This is a genomic window from Vibrio sp. ZF 223 (assembly GCF_003050585.1).
GTDB classification, from domain to species: domain Bacteria; phylum Pseudomonadota; class Gammaproteobacteria; order Enterobacterales; family Vibrionaceae; genus Vibrio; species Vibrio crassostreae.
Map to the genome: position 1 here is coordinate 341,852 of NZ_PIGB01000002.1, position 26,670 is coordinate 368,521.

General features: G+C 43.7%; 24 protein-coding genes, 1 tRNA gene and 1 pseudogene. 23 read left to right on the forward strand and 3 right to left on the reverse strand.

The window, feature by feature from the left end; translation table 11 throughout:
- The first annotated feature begins 35 nt into the window (after positions 1-35).
- The 15 genes from CWO13_RS06205 (at position 36) to nadA (ending at position 13,963) form a co-directional block, all read left to right on the forward strand.
- A complete protein-coding gene (locus tag CWO13_RS06205; RefSeq protein WP_108082647.1) occupies positions 36-1,496 on the forward strand; it encodes a methyl-accepting chemotaxis protein in 1,461 nt (486 codons plus the stop codon).
- A 92-nt stretch (positions 1,497-1,588) separates the two neighbouring features.
- Positions 1,589-2,200, forward strand: a complete 612-nt coding sequence (gene ruvA, locus CWO13_RS06210; RefSeq protein WP_017062079.1) for a Holliday junction branch migration protein RuvA — start codon at positions 1,589-1,591, stop codon at positions 2,198-2,200.
- A gap of 103 nt (positions 2,201-2,303) precedes the next feature.
- Positions 2,304-3,320, forward strand: a complete 1,017-nt coding sequence (gene ruvB, locus CWO13_RS06215) for a Holliday junction branch migration DNA helicase RuvB (RefSeq protein WP_017062078.1) — start codon at positions 2,304-2,306, stop codon at positions 3,318-3,320.
- Between the two features lie 552 nt (positions 3,321-3,872).
- Complete coding sequence (gene cydA, locus CWO13_RS06220) at positions 3,873-5,459, forward strand: cytochrome ubiquinol oxidase subunit I (protein ID WP_102432925.1); 1,587 nt, start codon at positions 3,873-3,875, stop codon at positions 5,457-5,459.
- Between the two features lie 13 nt (positions 5,460-5,472).
- Positions 5,473-6,609: a cytochrome d ubiquinol oxidase subunit II gene (gene cydB, locus CWO13_RS06225; RefSeq protein WP_048659654.1), complete on the forward strand. Its 1,137-nt coding sequence runs from the start codon at positions 5,473-5,475 to the stop codon at positions 6,607-6,609.
- Positions 6,610-6,640: 31 nt separating this feature from the next.
- Positions 6,641-6,748: a cytochrome bd-I oxidase subunit CydX gene (cydX, locus tag CWO13_RS06230; protein ID WP_000270284.1), complete on the forward strand. Its 108-nt coding sequence runs from the start codon at positions 6,641-6,643 to the stop codon at positions 6,746-6,748.
- Positions 6,741-7,043: a cyd operon protein YbgE gene (gene ybgE, locus CWO13_RS06235; RefSeq protein WP_017055065.1), complete on the forward strand. Its 303-nt coding sequence runs from the start codon at positions 6,741-6,743 to the stop codon at positions 7,041-7,043. Before cydX ends, ybgE begins: the two co-directional genes overlap by 8 nt.
- Positions 7,044-7,215: 172 nt before the next feature.
- Positions 7,216-7,653, forward strand: a complete 438-nt coding sequence (ybgC, locus tag CWO13_RS06240) for a tol-pal system-associated acyl-CoA thioesterase (protein ID WP_102432924.1) — start codon at positions 7,216-7,218, stop codon at positions 7,651-7,653.
- Complete coding sequence (tolQ, locus tag CWO13_RS06245; protein WP_010437896.1) at positions 7,643-8,326, forward strand: protein TolQ; 684 nt, start codon at positions 7,643-7,645, stop codon at positions 8,324-8,326. The genes ybgC and tolQ overlap by 11 nt, the downstream gene beginning before the upstream one ends.
- A 3-nt stretch (positions 8,327-8,329) precedes the next feature.
- Positions 8,330-8,773, forward strand: coding sequence for a protein TolR (gene tolR / locus CWO13_RS06250; RefSeq protein WP_108082648.1), 444 nt, complete (start codon positions 8,330-8,332; stop codon positions 8,771-8,773).
- Positions 8,774-8,786: 13 nt separating this feature from the next.
- Positions 8,787-9,854, forward strand: coding sequence for a cell envelope integrity protein TolA (gene tolA / locus CWO13_RS06255; RefSeq protein WP_102432923.1), 1,068 nt, complete (start codon positions 8,787-8,789; stop codon positions 9,852-9,854).
- A gap of 12 nt (positions 9,855-9,866) precedes the next feature.
- Entirely contained in the window at positions 9,867-11,222 is a 1,356-nt protein-coding gene (gene tolB, locus CWO13_RS06260) for a Tol-Pal system beta propeller repeat protein TolB (RefSeq protein ID WP_102432922.1), read from the forward strand.
- A 111-nt stretch (positions 11,223-11,333) separates the two neighbouring features.
- Entirely contained in the window at positions 11,334-11,876 is a 543-nt protein-coding gene (pal, locus tag CWO13_RS06265; protein ID WP_017062069.1) for a peptidoglycan-associated lipoprotein Pal, read from the forward strand.
- Between the two features lie 33 nt (positions 11,877-11,909).
- The gene (gene ybgF / locus CWO13_RS06270) at positions 11,910-12,692 is read left to right on the forward strand and encodes a tol-pal system protein YbgF (RefSeq protein WP_048612755.1); all 783 of its coding nucleotides are present in this window, start codon (positions 11,910-11,912) and stop codon (positions 12,690-12,692) included.
- Between the two features lie 209 nt (positions 12,693-12,901).
- Positions 12,902-13,963 (forward strand): quinolinate synthase NadA, encoded by a 1,062-nt coding sequence (gene nadA, locus CWO13_RS06275; RefSeq protein ID WP_017062067.1) that lies wholly within the window; start codon positions 12,902-12,904, stop codon positions 13,961-13,963.
- A gap of 13 nt (positions 13,964-13,976) precedes the next feature.
- Here nadA and CWO13_RS23635 read toward each other — a convergent pair whose 3' ends face one another.
- On the reverse strand, positions 13,977-14,105 hold the full coding sequence (locus CWO13_RS23635) for a hypothetical protein (RefSeq protein ID WP_258186367.1): 129 nt from the start codon (positions 14,103-14,105) through the stop codon (positions 13,977-13,979).
- 30 nt (positions 14,106-14,135) lie between these two features.
- Here CWO13_RS23635 and CWO13_RS06280 point away from each other — a divergent pair.
- Positions 14,136-15,182 (forward strand): annotated as a pseudogene (locus CWO13_RS06280) (two pore domain potassium channel family protein).
- A 75-nt stretch (positions 15,183-15,257) separates the two neighbouring features.
- On the opposite strand, the gene CWO13_RS06285 reads toward CWO13_RS06280, so the two are convergent.
- Positions 15,258-15,827 (reverse strand): UPF0149 family protein, encoded by a 570-nt coding sequence (locus CWO13_RS06285; RefSeq protein ID WP_048659643.1) that lies wholly within the window; start codon positions 15,825-15,827, stop codon positions 15,258-15,260.
- A 138-nt stretch (positions 15,828-15,965) separates the two neighbouring features.
- Here CWO13_RS06285 and CWO13_RS06290 point away from each other — a divergent pair, with 138 nt between their 5' ends.
- The 6 genes from CWO13_RS06290 (at position 15,966) to CWO13_RS06315 (ending at position 23,627) form a co-directional block, all read left to right on the forward strand.
- Complete coding sequence (locus CWO13_RS06290; protein WP_441351213.1) at positions 15,966-18,452, forward strand: ATP-binding protein; 2,487 nt, start codon at positions 15,966-15,968, stop codon at positions 18,450-18,452.
- A gap of 248 nt (positions 18,453-18,700) precedes the next feature.
- Positions 18,701-19,150: an L-alanine exporter AlaE gene (locus CWO13_RS06295; RefSeq protein WP_102432920.1), complete on the forward strand. Its 450-nt coding sequence runs from the start codon at positions 18,701-18,703 to the stop codon at positions 19,148-19,150.
- 180 nt (positions 19,151-19,330) lie between these two features.
- Positions 19,331-19,421, forward strand: a tRNA-Ser gene (locus tag CWO13_RS06300).
- A 255-nt stretch (positions 19,422-19,676) separates the two neighbouring features.
- Positions 19,677-20,891, forward strand: a complete 1,215-nt coding sequence (gene gltS, locus CWO13_RS06305; RefSeq protein ID WP_102432919.1) for a sodium/glutamate symporter — start codon at positions 19,677-19,679, stop codon at positions 20,889-20,891.
- Between the two features lie 252 nt (positions 20,892-21,143).
- Positions 21,144-22,070 (forward strand): LysR family transcriptional regulator, encoded by a 927-nt coding sequence (locus tag CWO13_RS06310; protein ID WP_102479774.1) that lies wholly within the window; start codon positions 21,144-21,146, stop codon positions 22,068-22,070.
- Between the two features lie 303 nt (positions 22,071-22,373).
- A complete protein-coding gene (locus tag CWO13_RS06315; RefSeq protein WP_102432917.1) occupies positions 22,374-23,627 on the forward strand; it encodes a D-amino acid dehydrogenase in 1,254 nt (417 codons plus the stop codon).
- 117 nt (positions 23,628-23,744) lie between these two features.
- Here the strand turns inward: CWO13_RS06315 and CWO13_RS06320 are convergent, their stop codons facing one another.
- Complete coding sequence (locus CWO13_RS06320; protein WP_102432916.1) at positions 23,745-24,524, reverse strand: ABC transporter substrate-binding protein; 780 nt, start codon at positions 24,522-24,524, stop codon at positions 23,745-23,747.
- A gap of 501 nt (positions 24,525-25,025) precedes the next feature.
- On the opposite strand from CWO13_RS06320, the gene CWO13_RS06325 reads away from it, so the two are divergent.
- A complete protein-coding gene (locus CWO13_RS06325) occupies positions 25,026-26,660 on the forward strand; it encodes an ABC transporter substrate-binding protein (protein WP_102432915.1) in 1,635 nt (544 codons plus the stop codon).
- Positions 26,661-26,670 lie beyond the last annotated feature (10 nt).

Sequence of the window (26,670 nt, forward strand, 5' to 3'; positions counted from 1 at the left end):
CGGAGGTCTAACAAGTTAATCAAGGATGATCACTGATGAACCCAATCAAGCTGTGGCGTGCGCTGTTTCTACCTAAAAGTAATAGGTGGAGTAACAACGAAGTCAGACAAGCCGATATCTTATTACTCTTCACTTTTATTGCCTTCTTTGTTGGTGTCTACAGCTTAATCAAATGGACCAAGCACGAAGAGCAACTTCTGATCGCTACATCTGTATTCCTTATCGCGTTTGAACTGATCTCCGCACTGCTGTTGCGTGTTACCAGTAAACCGAGCCTTGCACTCAATTTTGGCTTTGTTGGTATGGCAGTACATGCGCTGAATATCATCTACCAAAGCGGTGGTGTGGTGGCATCGACGCAGGCGTATTGGGTTCCTTTGTTAGTGGTCGCTTTTTTCTTGTCAGGAACACGTATTGTCGCCTTGGTATGGAGTGGGTTAGTGATTGGCGTTTCATTGATGATGACGTCAGCTCACCTTAATGGATTTGAATTTCCGCAGTTAGTACTTACTCCGGAAGCGGTGGTGGTTGAAACCTGGTCTGGTGTGATCATGCCGCTGGTGGTGATTTGTATTGCTCAAGCGTTTACTGCGAAGCAAAAAGAGGTTGCAATCGAAATGGCGGAAGAAGCGATTTCAGAAAGCCAACAGATTGCTAATCAAGCGACAAAGAGTGAAGGGCGACTCTCGGTGGTGCTTGACCAAGCTAATTCGAATTCGGAAAGCTTACAGGGCGTTTCTGTGCATCTAGACCAACAGTCGCGAGATTTACATTCGCAAGTTGAGGTGCTGAATATCAATTGCGAATCTCAGGCCAGTGCGGCAGAACAGATGAGCCAACAATTGCACCAAATGACTCAAGGTATCGAAGAATCAAACTCATTTGTGGGTGAGTTGAAAGAGCGTAGTGAAGCGGTCGGAGAGAAAGCGCAAAAGAGCTCTGAGTCATTAGAAGCCTCAACCAGTGCTATCACTCAGATCATTCAAAGTAATCAAGAGATCATGAAAGTCGCTGACTTGATTACTTCAGTAGCGGAACAAACTAATTTGTTGGCATTAAACGCGGCAATAGAAGCGGCTCGCGCAGGTGAGCAGGGAAGAGGCTTTGCAGTAGTCGCCGACCAAGTAAGAGAGTTATCGGCGAAAAGCAGTCATTCCGCGATAGAAATTCGAACCTTGTTGGACCGTAGTAAAGACGAAGTGGAACATGGTCGAGCGATAATTGAAACCACGGCGAATGAGATGAACGGCATCATCTCAGAAGTTCAAACTATCTCGACTGACGTCAATCAGCTCACCAACATTATGGCGATGCAGATGAGTTCTTTGAAAGAGCTCGATCTCGCGAGTTCAGAAGTGGCACAGAGCGTTGCGGAAACCAAATCCGTGTCCGGCTTAGTCGCCAATTATGGTTCTGAACTCACAGGGCATGTTACCTCTGTCAAAGAGCTGGTCGAAAGCTTAAATAACGTGGTTTCACAAGCCAAACAAGCGTAAATAAATCACCCGAATAAACACAAAGAACTGGATAAGCATCCAGTTCTTTTATATTCTGTCCCTCAAATTATATTCCATCAAGAGAGTGAATTGTGATCGGACGTCTACGCGGTACATTAATAGAAAAACAGCCACCAGAATTACTAATCGAAGTGAGTGGCGTTGGCTATGAAGTTCAAATGCCAATGAGCTGTTTTTATGAATTACCAAATGTGGGCGAAGAGGCAATTATCTACACTCACTTTGTTGTTCGTGAAGATGCACAACTGCTTTACGGCTTCAATACAGTTAAAGAGCGTGCGCTGTTCCGTGAAGTTATCAAAGCAAATGGTGTTGGTCCTAAACTTGGTCTTGGTATTCTTTCAGGTATGACGGCGAGTCAGTTTGTTCAGAGTGTTGAACGTGAAGATATTTCTACGCTAGTGAAACTGCCGGGTGTCGGTAAGAAAACCGCAGAACGTCTGGTTGTTGAAATGAAAGACCGCCTGAAAGGGTGGGGCGCGGGTGACCTATTTACTCCAGCGACGGATGCAGCACCAATTGATTCTATGCCAACCGTTCACGACGCTGAAGAAGAAGCGGTAAGTGCGTTACTTGCATTAGGTTACAAGCCGACTCAAGCTTCTAAGGTGGTTTCTCAAGTGGCTAAAGATGGCATGACCAGCGAGCAGTTAATTCGCGAAGCACTGAAATCGATGGTTTAATACCTCATATACTTGTTCTACAAAACAGGCTCATTCACTTTGCCTTTACACAGAGTCAAGAAGCGCAGAGTCAACAAGCGCATAGTTAGGAATAGCAGAATTTATGATTGAAGCCGATCGCCTTATTGCACCGGACAACCCAGTATTCAAAGATGAAGATGTCATTGATCGTGCAATACGCCCTAAAGCACTTGCTGACTATCAAGGTCAGGATCATGTTCGTGGCCAAATGGAAATTTTCATCAAAGCGGCGCAATTGCGTAATGAGGCCCTCGATCATTTGTTGATATTTGGTCCTCCAGGCTTGGGGAAAACCACGTTGGCGAACATTGTTGCTAATGAAATGGATGTAAACATTCGCACCACTTCAGGCCCTGTACTGGAAAAAGCCGGCGACCTAGCGGCGCTGCTGACTAACCTTGAAGAAAATGATGTCCTATTCATTGATGAGATCCACCGCCTTAGCCCTGTGGTTGAAGAGGTGTTGTATCCAGCAATGGAAGATTACCAATTAGATATCATGATTGGTGAAGGCCCTGCGGCACGCTCTATCAAGATCGATCTTCCACCTTTTACGTTGATAGGCGCAACGACTCGTGCTGGCTCGCTTACGTCTCCGTTACGTGACCGTTTTGGTATCACTCAGCGTCTTGAGTATTACAAAGTTGAAGACTTGCAAAACATCGTGCAACGAAGCGCTGATTGCCTTGGTCTTTCTATGGAATCAGAAGGGGCGTTAGAAGTTGCTCGTCGTGCTCGTGGTACACCACGTATTGCCAATCGTTTACTGCGCCGTGTACGCGACTATGCGGAAGTGAAAGGAGATGGTCATATCTGCCCAGAGGTTGCCGATAAAGCGCTTAACATGTTGGATGTCGATGCTAAAGGTTTTGACTACATGGATAGAAAGCTTCTGCTTGCGATCATGGAAAAGTTTGGTGGTGGTCCAGTGGGTATCGACAATATGGCTGCAGCGATCGGTGAAGAAAGAGACACCATTGAAGACGTGTTAGAGCCTTACTTGATTCAGCAAGGTTACCTACAAAGAACGCCAAGAGGTCGAATCGCGACCGACAGAGCTTATTTACACTTCGGAATAGATAAGCCGTCTAATCGTTAAATTATTCATTTTTAAAGATCCCAGTTGCATAAGCGCTGGGATTTTTTGCATTTTACTGAATAACAACTCTTTGCGCTAATCGATAAAAAGGCTGAATAGCGGGTTTCAAAAATGAAAACTTTGATTTCAGGTTTGATTTAGCTAACAAAAATTGAAATAAGTTGTCATAACTTTTGTTAGTACTTTATGGGTAGTTGTAATTTGTATGTTGAAGTGGTGCTGAGCTTTTGTCACAGATATCATGCGCTGTTATTAACAGAGCTCAAATTGGTGTGATTTTAATCATGATTGTTCAAAAATACCTCTAATTTGCGTGAATAAAATTGATACAAATCAACGCAGGCTTCTCCTATAAATCTTTTGAAACATACTGATTTTACCAGTAATATTAGCGCCAGCTATATTAGCTTATGCTTAACAATAATCTAACTATAACGGTACGTTTTTGCTACAAATTTCAATTTGTAATAACAATTACATAAATTGTTTTAACATGGATTTTTGCGGTGAATAATCACACAAGTGTCATTCAGCCGACACAAAGGAGTTACCATGATTGATGTTGTTGATCTGTCGCGATTGCAATTTGCATTTACAGCGATGTATCACTTCCTATTTGTTCCACTGACACTAGGTATGGCATTTCTACTTGCCATTATGGAGTCAGTTTATGTAATGACTGGCAAGCAAATTTACAAGGACATGACTAAGTTCTGGGGTAAATTGTTTGGTATTAACTTTGCTCTTGGTGTAGCGACAGGCTTAACCATGGAGTTCCAGTTCGGTACTAACTGGTCTTACTATTCTCACTATGTTGGCGACATCTTTGGTGCACCGCTGGCTATCGAAGCGCTTGTTGCATTCTTCCTAGAGTCTACTTTTGTTGGTCTTTTCTTCTTCGGTTGGGATAGATTGTCGAAGCGTCAACACTTAGCGGTAACTTGGTTAGTAGCACTTGGTTCTAACTTCTCTGCGCTTTGGATCTTGGTAGCTAACGGCTGGATGCAAAACCCAGTGGGTGCGGAATTTAACTTTGAAACGATGCGCATGGAAATGGTGAGCTTCGCTGAAGTTGTACTAAACCCAGTAGCACAGGTTAAATTCGTACACACAGTAGCGTCTGGTTACACAACGGGTGCAATGTTCATCCTTGGTATCAGCTCATACTACATTCTTAAAGGTCGTGACCTTGCCTTTGCTCGTCGTTCTTTTGCGATTGCAGCATCTTTCGGTATGGCGGCGATCCTGTCAGTAATCGTGCTAGGTGATGAATCTGGTTACGAGCTTGGTGAAGTTCAAAAAGTGAAACTCGCTGCTGTAGAAGCAGAGTGGCACACTGAAGAAGCACCAGCTGCATTCACTGTTTTTGGTATTCCAAACCAAGAAACAATGGATACTGACTACGCAATTAAGATTCCTTACGTAATGGGTATTATCGCAACACGTTCTCTTGATAAAGAAGTAACAGGCCTGCGTGACCTGCGTGATGACCACGTTGATCGTATCCGCACGGGTATGTACGCATACGAGCTGCTTGAAAAGCTACGTTCAGGCGATAAGTCTGAAGAAAACATGGTGGCATTCGACGAAGTGAAAGGTGACCTAGGTTACGGTCTACTTCTTAAGCGCTACACAGACGACGTTGTTGATGCAACAGAAGAGCAAATCCAAATGGCTGCGGATGATTCTATCCCAACAGTTTGGCCTCTATTCTGGTCATTCCGTCTGATGGTTGCTTGTGGCTTCATCATGTTGTTTGTATTCGGCGCAGCGTTTGTTCAAACGTGTCGTCAAAAGATCGAACAGAAACCATGGGTACTTAAAGCGGCGCTGTTCTCAATCCCACTTCCTTGGATTGCGATCGAAGCGGGTTGGTTCGTTGCTGAGTTTGGTCGTCAACCATGGGCGGTTGGTGAAATCCTACCGGTTAACGTTGCAGCATCAGCACTAACTATTGAACAGCTTTGGACTTCTCTATTCGCTATTCTGGCACTGTACACAGTGTTCTTGATTGCTGAAGTTTACCTAATGCTGAAATTCGCACGTAAAGGTCCAAGTAGCTTAAAGACAGGCCGTTACCACTTTGAACAAAACGATAACTCTGTTGAAGACAAAGTTAGCCGTTCAGTCGAAGTATAAGTGAGGGAATATTATGTTTGATTACGAAAGCTTACGACTTATTTGGTGGGTATTGATCGGTGTTCTACTGGTTGGTTTCGCCGTAACTGATGGCTTCGATATGGGTGTTGCTGCTCTTTCACCGGTTATCGGTAAGAGCGACACTGAACGCCGTATTATGCTAAACACGATTGCCCCTCACTGGGATGGTAACCAAGTTTGGCTTATCACTGCGGGTGGCGCATTGTTTGCTGCGTGGCCACTGGTTTACGCAACATCGTTTTCTGGCTTCTACTTCGCAATGTATGCGACGTTAGCAGCGCTTTGGTTACGACCACTTGCTCTTGATTACCGTTCTAAGATCGAAGATCCAAAATGGCGCAAAACTTGGGACTACGCACTTTGCTTTAGTGGTACAGTTCCACCAATCATCTTCGGTGTAGCATTTGGTAACCTATTACAAGGTGTTCCATTTGACCTGAACGAATTTATGATGTCTAAGTACCATGGCACGTTCTTCGCTCTGCTAAACCCGTTTGCATTGCTTTGTGGTGTATTAGCTCTGATGTTGTTCGTGATGCAAGGTGCAACATGGCTTCAAATGAAGACTACAGAAGAGCTGCACGCTCGTGCTCGTAACGTTGCTCAGATCACTGGCCTAATTGCTATTGCTCTGTTCGTTATTGGTGGTTTCTGGGTTCAATCTATCGAAGGCTATGTTATTACAAGCACTATCGATACGTTTGCTGATTCAAACCCTCTAAACAAAGAAGTATCACTTCAAGTGGGTGCTTGGATGACAAACTTCGAAACGTATCCAGCAATGTGGGCTGCGCCGATCCTTGGTGTAGCGATGCCACTACTTGCTGTGATTGCATCTCGCTTTGAGCGTGGTGGTTTCGCATTCTTGTTCTCAAGTCTATCGAACGCAGGTGTTATTTTAACGGCTGGTTTTGCAATGTTCCCATTCGTAATGCCATCAAGCCTGAACCCTAGCCATAGTTTGACTATGTGGGATTCAACAGCGAGTGAGCTTACGCTTGGCCTTATGACTGCTGTTGCGGCGGTAATGGTTCCGGTGATTCTTGGCTACACAACTTGGACATACTACAAAATGTTCGGTCGTCTAGATAAGAAACACATCGAAGATAACGACGTTTCAGCTTACTAAGCTAGAAGTTAAATAACTTAGGAGAAATTTTATGTGGTATTTCGCATGGATTTTGGGTGTACTTCTAGCATGTGCATTCGGCATCATTAATGCTCTTTGGCTAGAGCATTCAGAAATGATGGACAAAGACAGTGAGTAATCTCGCAGAGCAAATCGCTAAACTGCATCAACCAATGGATAAGACTCTATTAAGAGCTTTATCCTTGGTATTGGGTTTCATGCATGTTGGTTTAGTGATGTGGGATCCTGAAGCGTATGCGACAAGCATCGGGGGCTTTAACGCGATCATCGGGCCAATGTTTATCTGGGCAGTTTGCTCAAGCATGGTTTACGGTATTGGATTTAAGCCAAGAGCTTGGATGTGGCAGCTACTGTTTAGCCCATACGTTTCACTCACAATTTTGCTCTACCTAACGGTGCTGCGCCTTCTATAAAAGGCAAAGGATTTAGGTTCATAACGATGTGAATCTTTATACTTGTTGGGTTTTTAGCCAAAAAGAGGTCATCTTATACAGATGGCCTTTTTTTTCGTCTGTTAAATCAAAAAATTCACAGCGATATACTATTAATGATAAGGAGTTAGGTTATAGTGAGATCTTTATCGTTTTGGGTTGTGGTAGCAAATTGCAGGGATTATCTAAGCCATTTACGTGGCCAGTGACAGTGTATTACGAAGACACCGATGCAGGTGGTGTTGTATACCATTCAAACTATCTTAAGTTTTTCGAACGCGCTCGAACTGAGATGTTGCGCTCAATTGGCGTTTCTCAGCAAGTCTTGTTAGAACAAAACATCGGTTTTGTAGTCCGACATATGGACATTGATTTTATTCAAGGTGCGCGCCTTGATGATTCTTTACAAGTCATTACAAATATTTACGAGTTGAAGCGAGCTACCTTGGTCTTCTGTCAAGAGATCGTAAATCCTGATGGCAAAGCATTGTGTAAAGCAATGGTTAAGGTAGCATGTATCGACAATCAAAAAATGAAACCAAAGGCAATGCCAACATTTATTCTTACGGAGCTAACGAATAGTGACTGCTGAAATCTCAATCTTAGGCCTAATTTTAGAAGCTAGTTTATTAGTTAAAATGGTCATGCTAGTTCTTATGGGCATGTCTGTTGTTTCTTGGGCGATGATCATCAAAAGAAGTAAAGTATTATCTCAAGCTTCGAAACAAACAGAAGTGTTTGAAGACAAATTTTGGTCAGGCGTTGATCTTGCAAAATTGTACCAAGAGAGCAATAAACGCAAAGACGAGCTTTCTGGTACTGAAGAAATTTTCTACGCAGGCTTTACTGAGTTTGCTCGCCTTCGTAAATCGAATGCAACATCACCTGACTTCATTATGGAAGGCACTGGCCGTGCGATGCGCGTTGCTGTTGCTCGTGAAGTCGATGAACTAGAAACTAACTTACCTTTCTTGGCGACCGTTGGTTCTATCAGCCCATACATCGGCCTATTTGGTACGGTTTGGGGCATCATGCACTCATTCATCGCATTAGGTGAAGTGAAGCAAGCGACACTCGCAATGGTTGCCCCTGGTATTGCAGAAGCGCTGATCGCAACCGCAATGGGTCTATTTGCTGCAATTCCAGCAGTTATGGCGTACAACCGCTTCAGCAGCCGAGTAGGCAAGCTAGAGCACAACTACGCGACTTTCTCTGAAGAGTTCCACAGTATTCTTCACCGTCAAGCGATGGCTGGCAGGGAATAATAGATGGCTGGATACCAACCTAAAAAACGCAAAATGACAGCAGAGATTAACGTTGTACCTTACATCGACGTTATGCTTGTTTTGCTGATCATTTTTATGGTGACTTCGCCGTTTGTTACTCAAGGCGTTGACGTTGAATTGCCTCAGGCTTCAACGGCTAAATCGGCACAAGACCTACTGGGGGACGACAACGCAAGTTTCATCATCGTTGAAGTGAACAAAGACGGTGAACTTGGCTTGAGCGTTAATGACGAAGAAGTACAGCGTGGTTTATCTATGGAAGATATTATCATCCGAGTGAAAGCTGAGTTGTCTTTGAAGCCGAATTCTCCAGTGGCGGTTGGCGGTGATGCCGCAACGCCTTACGCTGAAGTGGTTTTATTACTTGATGAATTAAACCGTGCAGGTGTGCCAAAGGTTGGCCTTTTAACGGATATAAGGGAATAGCTCCGTAGCATTCATGAAAGCGACTAATAAAAAATCCAATAGTTTCAGAAAACCGCTTCTTATTTCACTTGGGCTGCACGTCATTTTATTCGTTGCGCTTATTTGGGGAGCGGATTTCACGATGTCAGAACCTAAGCCGACAGGGCAGATGGTTCAGGCTGTGGTGATTGATCCTCAGTTGGTTCGCCAGCAAGCTCAACAGATTCGTCAACAGCGAGAAGCCGCGAGCAAGAAAGAGCAAGAGCGTTTAGACAAACTGAGACGTGAAAGCGAACGACTTGAAAAGAATCGTAAAGCTGAAGAAGAAAATATTCGTAAGCTAAAAGAACAACAAGCGAAAGAGGCTAAAGCGACTCGTGAAGCTGAAAAGCGCCGAGTTGAGAAAGAGAAACAACGCAAAGCTGAAGAAACGCGTTTACAGCAAGAGAAAAAGAAAGCCGCTAAAGCCGAAGCTGATCGCAAGCTGAAAGAAGCTGCGTTGGTGAAAGCCGAGAACGAGCGTAAGGCCAAAGAAGCGGCAATCGCAAAAGCTGAACAAGAACGCGTGGCAAAAGAAAAAGCGGCGAAAGAGGCAGCAGACAAAGCTCGTAAAGAGAAAGAAGCCGCTGAACGCGCTGAAAAGCAACGCATAGCGAAAGAGAAAGAAGCGGCAGCCGCAGCAGAGAAAGCCCGTAAGGCAAAAGAAGCTGCAGCTAAAGCAGAAAAAGAGCGTAAACAACAAGAAGCAGCATTGAACGATATCTTTGCTGGTCTTGAAACTGAAGCGACTCAAAACTCTTCAGCAAGACAACAATTTATTAGTGATGAAGCACAACGTTACGGGGCTATCTATACCCAATTGATTCAACAGAATCTGTTGTTAGAAGACAGCTATCGAGGGCGCTCATGTCGAGTGAACCTTAAGCTGATTCCAACGGGCTCAAACGCTATTTTGGGTAGCTTAAGCATCTTAGATGGCGATAGCCGTTTATGTGCAGCAACCAAGCGTGCCGTGGCACAAGTGCAATCTTATCCATTGCCTAAAGACCCAGACATCGTGAAATCACTAAAAGACATTAACTTAACTGTATCACCAGAGTAAAAGGACGAACTTGTGTTAAAGAAACTACTACTGAGTTTTGTTTTCTTAATAGCTACAAGCAGCCAGTTTGCACATGCGGCACTGGAGCTGGTTATTACAGACGGTATTAACTCTGCACGACCTATCGCTATTGTACCTTTCCGTTGGGAAGGCGCAGAGCCATTGCCACACGATGTATCAGCAGTTATCGCTTCTGACCTACAACGCAGTGGTAAATTCAGCCCAGTTGCGACAAGCAAAATGCCTCAAACGCCTTACAGCGAAACTGAGGTGAACTTCGATGCTTGGACTAACTTAGGCGTTGATTCACTCTTAACCGGCTCTATTTCTCCAAACCCCAATGGTACTTATACAATCAGTTATCAGTTAATTGACACTATTCGAGGGCAATTGACGAAAGGTCATAGTAAAGGGCTAAATGATGATGGTCATTTGGTTCGTACTATGGATCATGTTCTCTTTCATAAAGTGAAGCGTGATTTATCGGCAACGGACTTGCGCCGATACGCACACCGTATTTCTGACTTAGTGTATGAAGAATTAACCGGTGAGAAAGGCGCGTTCTTAACTCGTATCTCTTACGTAGTTGTGAACGACAAAGATAAGTACCCATACCAACTTCGTGTTGCTGACTACGATGGCTTTAATGAGCGTTTAGTACTTCGTTCTAAGCAGCCTCTTATGTCTCCAGCATGGTCACCAGATGGTAAGAAACTTGCGTATGTGAGCTTCCAGAATGGCCAAGCTGAAATATTCATCATGAATATTTACACCGGTGAACGTGAGAAAGTGACGTCATACCCTCGTCACAATGGTGCGCCAAGATTCTCGCCAGATGGTAAAACATTGGCATTGGTATTGTCGAAAACAGGCAGCCTTCAGGTGTACACACTTGACCTTGCTAGCCGTAAGCTGACTCAAATTACCCGCGGCCGTTCGAATAATACTGAACCATTCTGGCACCCAGATGGCAAGTCTCTTATTTTCACATCGGATCGTGGTGGTAAACCTCAGATTTATAATGTAAATTTGTCCAATAATTCGACTTCTCGTATTACTTGGCAAGGTAGCCAAAACTTAGGTGGCCAGATCACCCCTGATGGTCGATTCCTTATCATGGTGAATCGCAGTAACTCAGGTTTTAACTTGGCTAAGCAGGATTTGGAAACCGGTGCGGTTCAGGTGCTAACAAAAACATTGTTAGATGAATCTCCAAGCATTGCGCCGAATGGAGGTATGGTTATCTATAGCTCTATTTACAATAAAACTAACGTACTATCGATGGTTTCTATCGATGGCCGTTTTAAAGCTAGATTACCGGCAACCAACGGACGTGTAAGAGCGCCTGCGTGGTCACCGTTCCTCTAGTTCTCTTGATACATTCTTTTAGCTATTGATAGTGTTAACTATTGTGGCAATTAACTATCTATAGCACTTAGTCGCTGTAGAAACTAAGTTTGATAACGTAAGGAAAAAAAGATGCAACTTAACAAAGTTCTTAAAGGCTTGATGATTGCACTACCAGTGATGGCAGTAACGGCATGTAGCTCAACTGATGAAGCAACATCTGCAACATCTGGTACAGAAAGCAACCAAACAACTTCAGGTTCAGAAGGCAACGTAGACACAACTGTTGTAACGCCAATTGACGCTAACGGTCAACTGTCTGAGCAAGAGCTTAAAGAGCAAGCGCTACGTGAAACTCAAACAATCTACTTCGCATTCGATAACTCTACTATCGCTGGCGATTACGAAGAAATGCTAGCAGCTCACGCAGCATACCTAGTTAAGAACGTTGACATGAACGTTACTATCGAAGGTCACGCTGATGAGCGCGGTACTCCTGAGTACAACATCGCACTTGGCGAGCGTCGTGCACAAGCTGTAGCGAAATACCTACAAGCACTAGGTGTTCAAGCTGACCAAATCTCTATCGTAAGCTACGGTGAAGAGAAGCCACTTCTTCTAGGTCAATCTGAAGATGTGTACGCTAAAAACCGTCGCGCAGTACTAGTTTACTAATTTTAGTAGACTATATAATTGAGGAATTGCCTCATGTTCAGTAACACAAAGCGAGTCATTTTGCTTTCGTTACTGGCAAGTGCAGCGAACACCGCGTTCGCTGCACCAGCTCCAGTATCCGATCTCAATAGCACCGCAACCAATTCATCATCTTCCTCTCGATCAGCATCTAACGAATCAGATATTGAGCGTTTAGAGCGCCTGCTTCAAAATCGCAATCTCGTTCAGCTTCAAATGCAACAGCAAATCGACGACATGGCACTGGAGATCAGTGAACTTCGTGGTGAGCTGGAACGAAACAGCTACGATATGAAGCAAATGCTAGAGCGTCAGCGTGAACTGTTCATTGAACTGGACCGCGTAAGAGGCGAGGTGAAAGCAGCAGGAACAGCAACGGTAGCAGTGGCGGCGAGCGAAGGCTCTAAAGACGCTTCTGGTACGTTCAGTACTGATGTGGATGAGCAAACTGCTTATCAAAATGCTGTAGATATGATTCTAAAGCAACGAGACTACACGGGTGCTATCGCTGCATTCCAGAAGTTTCAAAAAGACTTCCCAGATTCTACTTTCACACCTAACTCACATTACTGGTTAGGTCAGCTTTATTTCGCTAAGAAGCAAGATAAAGAAGCGGTGAAGAGCTTTGCTGCTGTTGTGTCTTACAAAGACTCAAACAAGCGAGCAGATGCACTGGTTAAGCTTGGTGACATAGCTGCGCGCAACAACAACGCGACGCAAGCTAAGAAATATTACCAACAAGTCGTAACCGAGTACCCAAACAGTGCTTCGGCTAAAGTGGCTAAAACCCACTTATAAACAAAATAGGGGTGCTTAGGCGCCTCTTTTTTATACCTGTTCACTTCCGTTTAGTGTTTACTTCTCTTGCTAGTGATGCCAACGCATTGCCTTGTTTATGCGTTTTAAGCATTAGCTAGCCACCGCTTGCAACCAATCCTTTTTGATCCCAATCGCTGTCCTGTGTAGAATACTCTAATTCTCGGAAGAAGTTGCGTAGAGCAAGAGCAATGAGTCATATACTAGATAAAATCGATACAGTTTACCCGTTTCCGCCTAAGCCAGTTCCATTGAGCGACGCTCAGAAACAGGCCCACATCGCAAACATCAAAAAACTACTTCAAGAAAAAGATGCAGTTCTAATTGCACACTACTACACCGATCCTGAAATTCAGGCTCTGGCAGAAGAAACTGGTGGTTTCGTTGGCGATTCATTAGAAATGGCTAAGTTCGGTAACCGTCACTCAGCAAGCACTTTGATCATCGCTGGTGTTCGTTTCATGGGTGAGTCTGCAAAGATTCTTACTCCTGAAAAACGCATTCTAATGCCAACACTTGAAGCTGAATGTTCACTTGATCTTGGCTGTCCAGCTGACAAATTTACAGAATTTTGTGATGCTCACCCTGACCACACCGTGGTTGTATACGCGAACACCTCTGCAGCCGTTAAAGCTCGTGCAGACTGGGTAGTGACGTCGAGCATCGCTTTAGAAATCGTTGAAAGCCTAGACGCCGAAGGCAAACCTATTATTTGGGGGCCAGACCGTCACCTAGGTTCTTACATCGCAAATCAAACTGGCGCTGACATGTTGCTTTGGCAAGGTGAGTGTATCGTTCATGATGAGTTCTCAGCTGATGCTTTGAAGAAAATGAAATCGGTATACCCAGAAGCGGCTATTTTGGTTCACCCAGAATCACCAGCAAGCGTGGTTGAACTGGCTGATGCTGTAGGCTCAACAAGCCAACTGATCAAGAAAGCAAAAGAGCTACCTCATCCACAAATGATTGTCGCGACAGACAAAGGTATCTTCTTCAAGATGCAGCAATTGGTTCCTGAAAAAGAGCTGATTGAAGCGCCGACAGCCGGTGCTGGTGCAACGTGTCGTAGCTGCGCACACTGTCCTTGGATGGCAATGAATGGCCTTGAAGCGATTGAAAACGCGCTTGAGAATGGTGGTGAGCAACACGAGATCTTCGTTTCTGACGAACTACGTGTGAAGTCTCTTATTCCATTGAACCGCATGCTAGATTTTGCAGAGCAGTTAAATGTACAGGTAAAAGGTAACGCGTAAGTCGTTCTTTTATCTAACCCCAAAAACCAGCCAATAGTGCTGGTTTTTTTGTACCTGCGTATAGGCCGCCAATATCAATCTTGTGGTCATGTATCTTTTTCTGATGATACATCTTGTTGATATCAAGTATTTTTTCTAGCATGTAAGTAAGATCGAAGGATTAGAGGCTCGAATGATAATCTGGTTACAACTCAAACGCTGGATCAAAGCAAACATCTTTGTTTTGAACGGCAAAAACTTACTGTTCACTTTTCTTGGCTACATCGCTCTATCGTGGTCGATGCTGTATTTGGCGGGTGAAACAGATTTAACCAGTTCGGTTACTGTATTCGCTTACTACTTAGTGGTGACGGCTTCTACAGTTGGTTAAATGTTATTAAAATTTTGTGATTTATCACCGACCACGGTAGCGGGGCAGTGGATCGTTATTCTATTTGTGATTCCAGGCGGGTTGAGCCTTTTCGCCGCGTTACTCGGTAAAGTGGCAACAGAAGGTGTTGAATATTGGCGAGCGGGCTTGCTAGGAAAAAGGAGAGTTAGAGTGGACAACCACATTTTGATGTTGGGGTGGAATGAGCAAAGAACCATTCATCTCATTCGGATGCTACAACACGAAGAAACGGGTAAACGACCAATCGTGTTATGTACGCGTTCAGATATCGAGAACCCGTTACCCGGTGAAATTAACTTCGTTAAAGTAAACAGCTACACCGATGGCAAAGAGATGGAGAAAACGGGCATTGAGTCTGCAAGTTGCATCTTGATTGATAACCCAGAAGACGACATTACGTTATCTGCGGCGCTTTACTGTGCCAACCGAAATCCTAAGGCGCACCTTCTTGTTTACTTTAAAGACGAAGCGCTGAGCGATTTGTTACACAAGCATTGCCCTAACTCAGAATGTATTCCAGCGGTGGGTGCAGAGATGCTAGCAAAGGCTGCGGTAGACCCAGGTTCCAGTGCGCTTCACCAAGAATTATTGAGCTCAACAAGAGGCATGACACAGTATTCAACGTATTTCCCTGAAGACGCTGAGTCTGTCACCGTCGCGCCTATTTTCTCAGTGTTTAAAGAGAAGTATCAAGCAACTCTGATCGCCATTGATACGGGGAGCGGTATTGAACTCAACCCAGAGTTAGATCAAGTGGTCAGCAGTGGCACTAAGCTGTTTTATATTGCTGATGAGCGAATTGATGACTTCGATTGGAAAGGCTTCTAAAGCGACTATTTTATTTCGTCTGAAAACTAAAAAAGGCCTCATAATGAGGCCTTTTGGCTTGTATAAAGCTAACTGTTATTGAGCTTCAGCCAGTGCAATGCCACGCTGCGTTAGTCCACAAAGCATCACAGGAACCGCATTAAAGATCTCTTCAAATTGCTCTAGGCCTTCGATGCCTTGCTCTGCAAGCGTAGCAATTGAAGTTTCTGGATCGTAAAGCATGCTCAATGAAAGTAGGACGCCGCCAACAAGCGCGTTGTCTTCGCTCTCTTCAGGCATTAGCGTTTCCCAATCATCACGAGCAATCTGCCAGCCTTGAAGCAAGCCTTCACAAAAATCACGAGCGGCAGTGTTAACCACTTCTTCGTCGTCTAATTGACAAGCTTCAGGCCAAACCCAAGTACCTTCAATCAGTTCTGGGCGGGTTTTATTCCAAAGCTCGATGATAACTTCAATGTAGCTTTCTAGCTGTTCACCATCCGTAAAAGGCGCGACTTCTTCGCCACCCCATAAGAACGGTAGCCACTCATGCGGGGTTAACACATTGGGTGCCGCTGCCATTGCAGTGACAAATCCGATGGTTTTGTGTTCTGTGATTAGCTTTCCTTCCAACTCTGGAAGCGCAAGAATATCTTGTAAAGTCAAAGTGAGGTACCGTAAAAGGGAACATATTTGCGCTTATAGTACCAATGAACTTGTGCCAATCAAGCTTCAATCTAAAAAGGCTTGATGTCATGGATGATAAACACTAGTTTTAACAGAAAAGAAAACAATAAAAGAATTATGCAGATACGGTCGTCTTTAAAGAAAAAAAGCATGGTAGCGCTTGGGCTGTACCTTGCTATGTTTATTGCCATTGTCGGTAGTGTGACGTATTACGTCGTAGAATCCCCTGTGCGCGCCAAATTACAACAAAACCTCGACTTACGTACGCAACTGTTATCCGCATTGATTACAGAGCCACTCAGTAGCTCTCAAGGCTTTGTTGATAGTTTAGTTGGTTTTGCTCAAGCACATCGCAAAGGTGAAGATGTCATCCCGCTATTCAAGTCGATGTTAGCCGCGAGCGATGACACAATTGTTAGCGCTGGTATTTGGCCAGAACCGTATGCGTTGGATTCCGACAAGCTCTTAAACAGTTATTTTTTCAACAAAGCTGACGATGGCACGATTGATCAACTGTTCTCTTACAACAATCCTAAAAACGCCCCTTATCACGAAGAGTATTGGTATACCTCGGTTGTAGACAAGCCACAGGGAACCATCTCTTGGAGCGATGTCTATATTGATCCCTATACTCACGTTCGAATGATTACGGCTTCGTCACCTTATTACTATGACGGCACCTTTGCTGGTATTGCGACGGTGGATCTCTCGCTCGAAGAGTTGTTGGGTTTCATTAAAAACCACGCCGAAGAGTACAATCTTGGTATCACCCTGAGAGATAAACTCAACCAAGTGTTGGTTTCTTATAACTTCAATCTTGTTGAAGGCATCTATATCAGTAGCAACCAATTTGGTGATTTCGGCTGGCAAGTGGATGTGGTGAACTCAAAAACACGTGTAGCAGACGAAGTATTTCGCCAGGTGATGAGCATTGAAGGCGGTATTGTTCCGCTATTGCTACTTTGTGTGATGGCGGGATATTACTTATTGAATCGTTATTTGATTAGTCCAATCACAAGGATTGCTGCACAGGTTGATAGCTCGAAAGCCGGCGAAATCATTGATGTGGATTACTCGAGTGATGACGAAATCGGCCATTTAATTAAAACCTTTAACGAAAAGACTATTTATCTCGAAGCGGAAAAGGTTAAAGCTCAGGCGTCTACCAATGCAAAAACCGCTTTCCTTGCAACCCTATCACATGAAATTCGCACCCCTATGAATGGTGTGTTGGGTACCGCTCAGATCCTATTAAAAACGCCTCTAAACTCCGAACAAGAGAAGCATCTTAAGAGCCTGTATGAGTCCGGCGATCATATGATGACCCTACTCAACGAGATCTTAGACTTCTCGAAGATCGAGCAGGGTAGGTTGGATCTTGATGAAACGCGTTTCCCGCTTGATTCGATCATCGGCAGTATTAACAGTGTTTACTACACATTGTCTTCCGAGAAAGGGCTTCAATTCAAAGTGTACTCCGAGGTGCCTTCTGGTCGTTGGTATTTCTCAGATAAAGCTCGCCTTCGCCAAATTTTGTTTAACTTGTTGAACAACGCGGTGAAGTTCACCTCCAGAGGCTTTGTTGAGGTGTACTTGAAAGAAGTCGTAGAGGGAAGTGACACCTACCTTAGTATTCGAGTTCGTGACACCGGAATTGGTATCTCTAAAGAAGCTCAAAAGCGTATTTTTAAACCGTTTGAACAAGCGGAGTCTTCCACTACAAGGCGTTTTGGCGGTACTGGTCTTGGCTTAGCGATTGTGAAGAAAATTGCCCAACTGATGGATGGCAGTATTACCGTCACCAGTGAAGAAGGGATAGGCACGAGCTTTGATGTTCGCTTGAAGATTCAACCTTGCCAGCCTGGCGAAATCGAGAGCTTGCCACATAAGAAGCTAGACTACTCAGGCTTAAAGGTACTGATCGTCGAGGATAACCGAACCAATACAGTGATCATTGAAACCTTCATGAGCAGTAAAGGATTCATTTGTAAGAGCGTCGAGAATGGTGAGTTAGCGATACAAGCCGTGGTTGCTGAGCGCTTTGATTTGATACTCATGGATAACCATATGCCTGTGATGGATGGTGTTGAATCAACCACTGCGATTCGTGCGTTGATAGGTGATGTGTCATCGGTATTGGTGTTTGGTTGTACGGCTGATGTCTTTAAAGAGACTCGTGAGCGTATGCTGGGAGCGGGTGTGGATTATATTATCGCTAAGCCGATTGATGAGCGTGAACTGGATGATGCTTTATTCCGCTATTCAAATAAGCTTTACCAATACCATGAAGTAAAAGCGGATGATCTCGAAAGTCAAGACGTAAAACAACACGATTCGAAAAGTAAAAGCGAGTCACTGCCTAAACCTGATCTTCGAAACAAAGATAACACTGAAGAGCTGTTAGTGACGCTGTATGTGGCGTTAGAAGACAACAACCTAGAACTGATTCAATTTGCACTAGAGAGTCTACGTGTTCACGTTGAACCTATGAACAATGCGGAACTTACTGAACAAGTCGATAAAGCGTTAGAGCAGGTTGCTTTAGGATCACCACCAACACAAGATGTCATTAATATTATTACTGTAAATCTACCGATGGCTTAAATGTTGTTTAATTACGGTAAGTAAATGACGAATTGTCCAACATTTGACCTTGGTTGGATTTTTTGGTGAAAGTAACTGCTTTTAAAGTGGTTTTTGGTTGTTAATTTACAACTTGATTTTTAATTTGGAATGTATGACTACTAATCTTGTGATTTAATAGCGACATTATCTGGTGAGGTGCAAATGTGCCTTGTTTATATGTTACTAAATCACTAATTAAGCAGTGATATATTTTAGGTTTGTCGTCAATGAAGTCTCGTGGTCCATTTTGTATTCGAAACGCAGCTGCGGATACATTTGCTATGGTCGTTTTCTGTTTTATTTCTGGCATGATCGTAGAAGTGTTTATTTCTGGTATGACGTTTGAGCAATCTCTTGCTTCTCGAACGTTATCTATTCCTGTAAACATTGCTATCGCTTGGCCTTATGGCGTTTTTCGTGATTGGTTCTTGCGCAATGGTGCAAAACTTTCACAAAGCTCATTGATGAAAAACTTGTCTGACTTGATGGCATACGTGTTATTTCAGTCTCCTGTGTATGCGGGTATTTTGTTGGCAGTGGGTGCTTCAGGCGAGCAGATCGTTACGGCTGTCACCAGTAATGCCGTTATCTCGTGCGGTATGGGCGTACTTTACGGCTACTTCCTCGATATGTGTCGTAAATGGTTTCGAGTTCCGGGCTACTATCAACAAGCTTAAGAAAAGCAACAAGCGTAAGTGCAGCGTAAGAATGAAATTTGGTTTGTTTTTGATCTAATGAGTTAATTTGTAATCGAACAAACCGAAAAAGGCACTTTTTTTGAGAATGCCCCTTGACCAAAGCAAGCAGAATCAATAAAGTAGCGCCTCGTTGAGTGACATGCTCAATACACAATTTGTGGAAGGATGGCTGAGTGGCTTAAGGCGCTCGCCTGGAAAGCGAGTATACGTTTATAGCGTATCTGGGGTTCAAATCCCCATCCTTCCACCACTATTCAAAACCCTAGCAGAAATGCTGGGGTTTTCTCGTTTTAGAGCTCCTATATTCACGTAATCTGCCTCCTTCCATGACGTCGCCTTTTCAAATCCCTTTTCGTGATGGCATTTTCTCTGTTTATGTTGAAACACATTGATCCAGATTAGCGATTGATGTCACCGATAAACGCTTGATTTCTTGGTCTGGATCTACAAGATTAAGAGTAAGCAACATTTTGAATAATCTTAACTTTTAGGAATCTATAGCATCATGACAGAAACCCTTGTTTCTCCAATGCTCTCCTTTACTATTGCGATCTCATTACTGTTTATTGGTAAAGGTTTAATCGAGCGCTCTGAAGTATTAAGGAAGTACTCTCTGCCAGAGCCAGTTATTGGTGGCTTTGTTTGTGCCGCTATCGTAGCGGCGCTTTACTATCTATTTGAAATCCAGATCACCTTTAGCCTTGATGTCAGAGATTTTTTGCTACTTTACTTTTTTGCTGGTATTGGGCTTCAAGCGGATATTAAGACGCTGGTAAAAGGTGGGCGACCGTTGTTCATCCTGCTCTGTCTGGCTTCGGCTTTTATTGTCCTTCAAAACTTAGTTGGCATGGCTGTCGCGTCGGGTTTTGGTATGGATGCGAAAGCGGGTTTGTTGTCAGGTTCTATCAGTCTGATTGGCGGTGTGGGTACGACACTAGCTTGGGCGCCAATGTTTGTTGAAGAGTTTGGTATTGCTAACGCGCTAGAACTTGGTGTGGCTTCCAACACAGTTGGTTTGATAGCGGCGTGTGTGATTGGTGGTCCAATTGCTAACTACCTACTCAATAAACACAAAGTAAGTCCTTCTAATGAAGAAGAGGTCACCGTTGGTGCATTCCAAGAGAGTGAAACAAAAACAGAGCTAAGCCACTACGGCGTTCTATGGGCATGGTTGATTCTAAATCTGACGCTGATGCTAGGTTATAGCTTGAGTGAAGTTATCGAATCAATGGGTTTGAAACTGCCGTTATTCGTTAGCTGTTTGATCGCGGGTATCTTAATCGGAAACGTTGGTAGGGCTCTGTTCAGGAAGCGCCGTACACAAGAGAAAATTGCTCAAGGTCGCAAAGGTTTAGCGATGATCTCTGACATCTGCTTAGGCATGTTCTTAACCATGGCTTTGATGGGACTACGAATCTGGGATCTTGACGGGCTGTTTGGCTACATCTCTGTGGTCATGAGTATCCAGATTCTACTTTCACTACTGTTTACTATCTTCGTTGTTTATTACTTGATGGGAAGAAACTACGACTCCGTGGTGATATGTTCTGGTTTCGGTGGTATCACTCTAGGTTCAACAGCAACTGCGATTGTTAACATGACAGCGGTAACTCATCGCTATGGCGCAAGCCCACAAGCATTCATTGTGGTGCCATTAGTGTGTGGATTCTTTGTTGATTTGATCAACGCGCTAGTGATCAGTTTCTTTGTTGGCCTGTAAGTGAAGTGACGGATTGTTAACTGCTTGAGACTAGCATCTGATTCATGACCACAAAGGTGATGACGAAAGTTGTCGCCTTTGTATTATCGACAGCAAGCTAAAACACGTATATCAGCCTTTGATGTAGTGCCTTGAAGTGACTCGGTGCACAAGTTAGTAAGAGCAATTACGATCTTGATAAATTGGGATATATGTTCGCAGCAAATTTGTGAGACGCTTGATCAAGTGTCAGTTGAATCACAAGGAAGTTGAATGCACCACTTTAATATCCGCGCGCTGGAATACCTTAATGCTTTATCGAAATATGGGTCGTTACGTAAGGCATCTAAGATGATGAATGTTGACCCTGCCGCGATGAGCAGAATGCTGACACAGTTAGAAGCGCAAGCGGAAATGAAAGTATGGGAGCGCAACAACCGCCAATCACTGTTAACCGAAGCAGGTAATGAACTGTTGAATTACTACCGTTCCATAGTTCGTAGTGAAACGGCGGTACTGGCTCGTCTAACTAAGTTGAAAAACCTCAAGGGCGGTAACGTTAGCATTGCGATTGGGGAAGGTTTTATCACTAACTTGGTTTCTAAACCGATGCAAACCTTCATGGCTCGATACCCTGATATCAATTTATCGATTGAAATTGCAGGTGCATTGGATGCCGTGAAAATGTTAGAAGATCAACAGATAGATTTCGCGATCACCTATGCGTCTGCACCTCATCCTAAACTGCACTCCCATGTTGAACGTAGCCATCCGCTCGAATTGATTGCTCCGAAGGGGCACTTCCTTACGATGAAAGAAGCGCCTGTGGCACTGCAAGATGTTAGAGAGGCCTCTGTTGCTTTGATCGACAACTCGACAGGTATGGGGAGGTTAGTAAAGCAGGCTGAACAAAACTCTCATCTCACTTTGCAACCTAAGCTTCAAACTAACTCGGTTACCGCGCTAACTAACTTCGTTTCGGCTGGGTTGGGCGTAACCTTTATGCCCAAGCTCACCGTGATCGATGAGATAAAGTCAGGGCAGATTGAAGTGGTGGCGACCGAGTTGGAGATGCTATCGAAGGCGACGGTGAAAGTTCAATCTCTCAAAGGCCGCGGGCTATCATTGCAAGCCGAAACCTTTTTAGACTTTCTCATCGAGAACGCCACATTCTTGAGCCACGACGCCCATAATATTTAGATTGAAGTAGGTTGGTGCACATAATCACATCACCTAACTTCATTCCGCGATAGTTCAGTATTCCTATCCTCGTAGAGGGCTTTCTCTTAGTAATAAACCGATCCCTTGAAAGCTTTATAACCATCCAACATCACACTTCCCATATTCATTCTCCCGATTTACGACTGAATTGACTTTTTATCAACACTGTATGCATTGTTAAGTCAACGTGTGCTGAATAAGTTACAAATTATTAACGAAGGTAGTTTGAAACAGACAGCTGTGTTCGGCATGTTTTGCTGTGTCGGGCATTAGGGGAAGAGAATGGAAGTAATTGTAATTGGCAGCGGTGTTATTGGGTTGACCAGTGCTTGGTATCTGGCGAAAGAGGGCCACTCGGTGACGGTTATTGATCGTCAAGATAGTAGTGGCAAGGAAACCAGCTTTGCGAATGCAGGGCAGATTTCTTACGGTTATTCTTCACCATGGGCGGCGCCTGGGATTCCGTTGAAAGCAATGAAATGGCTTACCCAAGAGCACGCTCCCTTAAAGGTGAAACCGTCACTTTCTCCGGAATTAGTGGCTTGGGCGACTAAGATGTTGGCCAACTGTAATGAAGCCAAGTACGCCGTGAATAAGTCACGCATGTTAAGAGTGGCAAACTTCAGTCGAGAGTGTCTCACTCATCTAAGAATCAGTGAAAATTTGGCTTATGAGGGCAGGCAGAAAGGTACCTTGCAAGTATTCCGAAGCGAGAAGCAACTCGATGCGATTCAGCAGGATATGAAGCTATTAACAGAGAGTGGAATCAAACACTCACTGTTTGATGTTCAACAGTGTCTGTCAGTGGAGTCGGGCTTAGCGGACGTTAAAGACAAGCTGGTGGGCGGCTTATATTTACCTCATGATGAAACCGGTGATTGTCATCAGTTCTGTTTAGCGCTGACTGAGAAGGCCAAGCAACTTGGTGTTAGGTTCGTGTTTGATACTGAGGTGGTGAGTTTGAATCATCAGAACCAAACCATAAAAAGCATCGCGACAACTCAAGGTGAATTCAAAGCGGACGCTTACGTGGTGGCTTCGGGAAGCTACTCTCGTGAACTGCTCAAGCAAGTGGACTTATCGATTCCTGTATATCCCGTGAAGGGCTACTCCCTGACACTTCCGATCGTGAGTGCAGATAAGTCGCCGACCTCTACAGTAATGGATGAAACCTACAAGGTAGCGATGACTCGTTTCGATGACCGAATTCGTATTGCAGGGACGGCAGAGCTTGCTGGCTTCAATTATCTTATTCCTGAAAAACGTAAAGCCACGATTGATATGGTGATAAAAGATCTTTTCCCACAGGCGGGGGATTTCTCTAAGGCAGAATACTGGACAGGGTTAAGACCGATGACTCCGGATGGTACGCCTATAATCGGCGCGACGCCTATCAAGAATCTATTTACCAATACAGGCCATGGAACTCTAGGTTGGACAATGGCATGTGGCTCAGGAAAGATCTTGGCAAGCGTGGTCAGTGGCTCTGCTAGTGATATAAAAACTGATGACTTGAGTATCCACCGCTATATGTAAAAGCAAGCCGTTAGTTATCTTGCCTATGGTTTGATGATATCGACATTAGGAGCATAAAGCGGATGCACCTAATGTTGCAAATCTAGGTGCATGGTTTTAAGTCTCCTCTATTTATAATCACGAGATGAATTGAGACTTAAATGACCTTAGCTCTGGCGGTAGCTCCTTATTTACGAGGTTAATAGCTTTGCGATGTTCTAATCCAATGGATCTCACTACGTCCCCGAAATGTTGGTTAAACAATAGCTCGAAATCACCACTGAGTTTGTAGTCTTGCAGTTTGTCCTCAAGTAATTGAGCCAGTTGAGCCTTGTCTGGGTGGACATAGAAGACCAGAGGAAGAGGGTAATAAAGCATAATACTTTTTTCTATGACTAACCCATCCAGGGAATAGGTATGTTCTTGGTATATGCTTTCAACTTCATTGGCTCCGAGTGACACATAATCACATTCTTTATCTGAGAGAAGTTTCAGAATCTCTGGTAACGTTCCTTGCTCTAGTAGTCGATATCCATTTGCTCTAAACAGCTCAGCATCAGCCCATGTCGCAGGAATTCCAGCGATAAGTGATTTCAGTTTATTGCTGTTGATATTATGGAATGTGGGTTGATCTTGTTCCCTAATTATCAGGATACGGTGTCCTAATAAGCCTTTACAAATTGGAGAGTTGAGTTTGATTGCAGGCTTATCAGCAAATTTACGGTTTCCCGCCACCGTGACGAGTACATCATAATTCTTGCGGAATATATTTCCTTCATCCTCAGCTCTTGGAAAGTCTGTATTATCGCTGTGAACGACAATAGGTTCGTTCGGATCCCAATTCAACAAGCTATGAATTAGCTCCAACTCATAGTGCTGTCTTTTACCTGATTTATTGCCATTCCAAAAGTTAAACATAGTTGTCCTAAGGGGGAACTTACATTTTATGACTGGTATGCTGACATAGGTTTAGCGGCCAAGAAAGCGCTTTCTTTTGTTTTTGAGAGAATCATACATAGATACAGTCTATGTATGTTGAGAATCGCGACGGAAAGGCTATTTTAAAGAAAGCACATAAGTTCATTGATGGGTTAGAGGTTCGACGATTAGGAAAGACGATGGGGGCACTATTAGTGAATCTTAACTTATTGTTTTTAAATTGTTTTTTGTTTTAGCGAACAATTAATGTGACGAATGGCACTGTTGTGTATTTCTATTCTCAATCTATTCTAAATTTGTGATCTATGGTTCGTTTCATCGAAATGTAAGTTGAAGAATCATTCTATCGGCTTATTATCCATCTAAAGAAAGCGGTTTCTTGATGCGAGTTGCCGATAGTGAATACGAAAACACCCCCTTTTTTTTAAAGTTAAAAGAAAGCGCTTTCTTTCTGGTTATTATCATTAAAAGGACAACGTGATGCACAAAAAGACATTGATTGCTTCGCTCGCCATTGGAGCTTTATTCGGAGCCTCTGTACAAGCAGATGAAGTTAAGCAGGGTGGCACACTAACGGTGCCAATTATCAATACTGGCTTTGTTGAAAACTTTAACCCTTATACAACTAAAGACTTGCTGCATGGGGTAATGTTTGAGCCATTGGTCGTATTCAACAACATGACAGGTGATGTTGATTATCGCCTGGCTGAGTCGGTTGAGTATTCAACTGACCTGAAAACATTGACGCTTAAGTTACGAGAGAATTTGAAGTGGTCTGATGGTTCAAAGTTAACTGCAGACGACGTTGTTTTTAGCTTTATGTTGACTAAAGAGGCACCAGCTTTTGACCAGAAAGGTATTTGGTCTTCAGGTAATTTAAAAGAAATCAAATCTATTGACGCGCGAACCGTCTTGTTTGAGCTGACGGAAGCGGATTCTACATTTGCTTGGAACTTAGAGCGTTACCATATTGTACCAAAGCATATTTGGTCGAAAGTTGAAGAGCTGACAACGTTTACCAACCTTAACCCGGTAGGTAGTGGCCCAATGACGACGGTTAAATACATTAAACCGCAACAGATGGAGCTGTGCCGAAACCCAAATTACTATTTAGAAAATAGACCTTATTTAGATTGCATCAACTTCCGTTCTTACAATGACAACTCTCAGATCCAACCTGCCTTAATCAAAGGTGAGATTGATTGGGGTTCAAATTTTATTGCTGACGTTGAGTCAACATTTGTCGATATGGATAAAGAAAATAACCATTTTTGGTATCCAGCGAATGATGCGATCCACCTTTATGTAAATACCAAAGAAGCGCCATTTGATGACCTAAGAGTACGACAAGCACTGTCTATGGCTCTTGATCGTGAAACTATCGTTGATATTGCTGCCTACGGTTATCCGACTGCAAACTTCAATGCTGGTGGCATCGGTGAGCTATACGAAACGCACATTGATAAAAATGTATCTAAGAAATATGGCTATCTAACTAAGTACGATGTTGAAAGAGCAAACGCTTTACTTGATGAAGCGGGCTTAGTTGACAAAAACGGTGATGGATTCCGCGACAAAGCAAACGGGGAAACGGTTGAGTTTGATATCGAGGTTGTAAACGGTTGGACCGACTGGATCCAAGTGGTTCAGATGGTATCTGAATACTTTGAAGAAGTGGGTGTGAAAGCAAACGTTAAGACCGTGGATTGGGCGGTATATGACAGCAATTTGAAAGAAAGTAAATATACCATGTCAATTAACTGGTCAATGGTCGCGACAAATCCAATCTTGGCGTACCAAGAGTACTTCTCAACGTCTCGAATCGGAAAAACTTGGCATGCTGGTCACGGTGTTAATTCACCAGAAATCGACGCATTGATCGACAGCTTCGGCAAAATTGGTGATGCAGAGCAGCAAGAGAAAGTGTTGAGTGAACTTCAGGAGTTTACGGCTGAAAACCTTCCCTTTATCCCTCTATTTTCTAACCCAACTTGGTTCCAATACAGTACTAAACATATTGTTGGTTGGCCAAGTGAAAAAGACCCATACGTACAGCCAGTATGGTACGACGGTGGTAAGAGAGTAATAATTCTCAACAATCTACACCTTAAGTAAGTTATTTTTG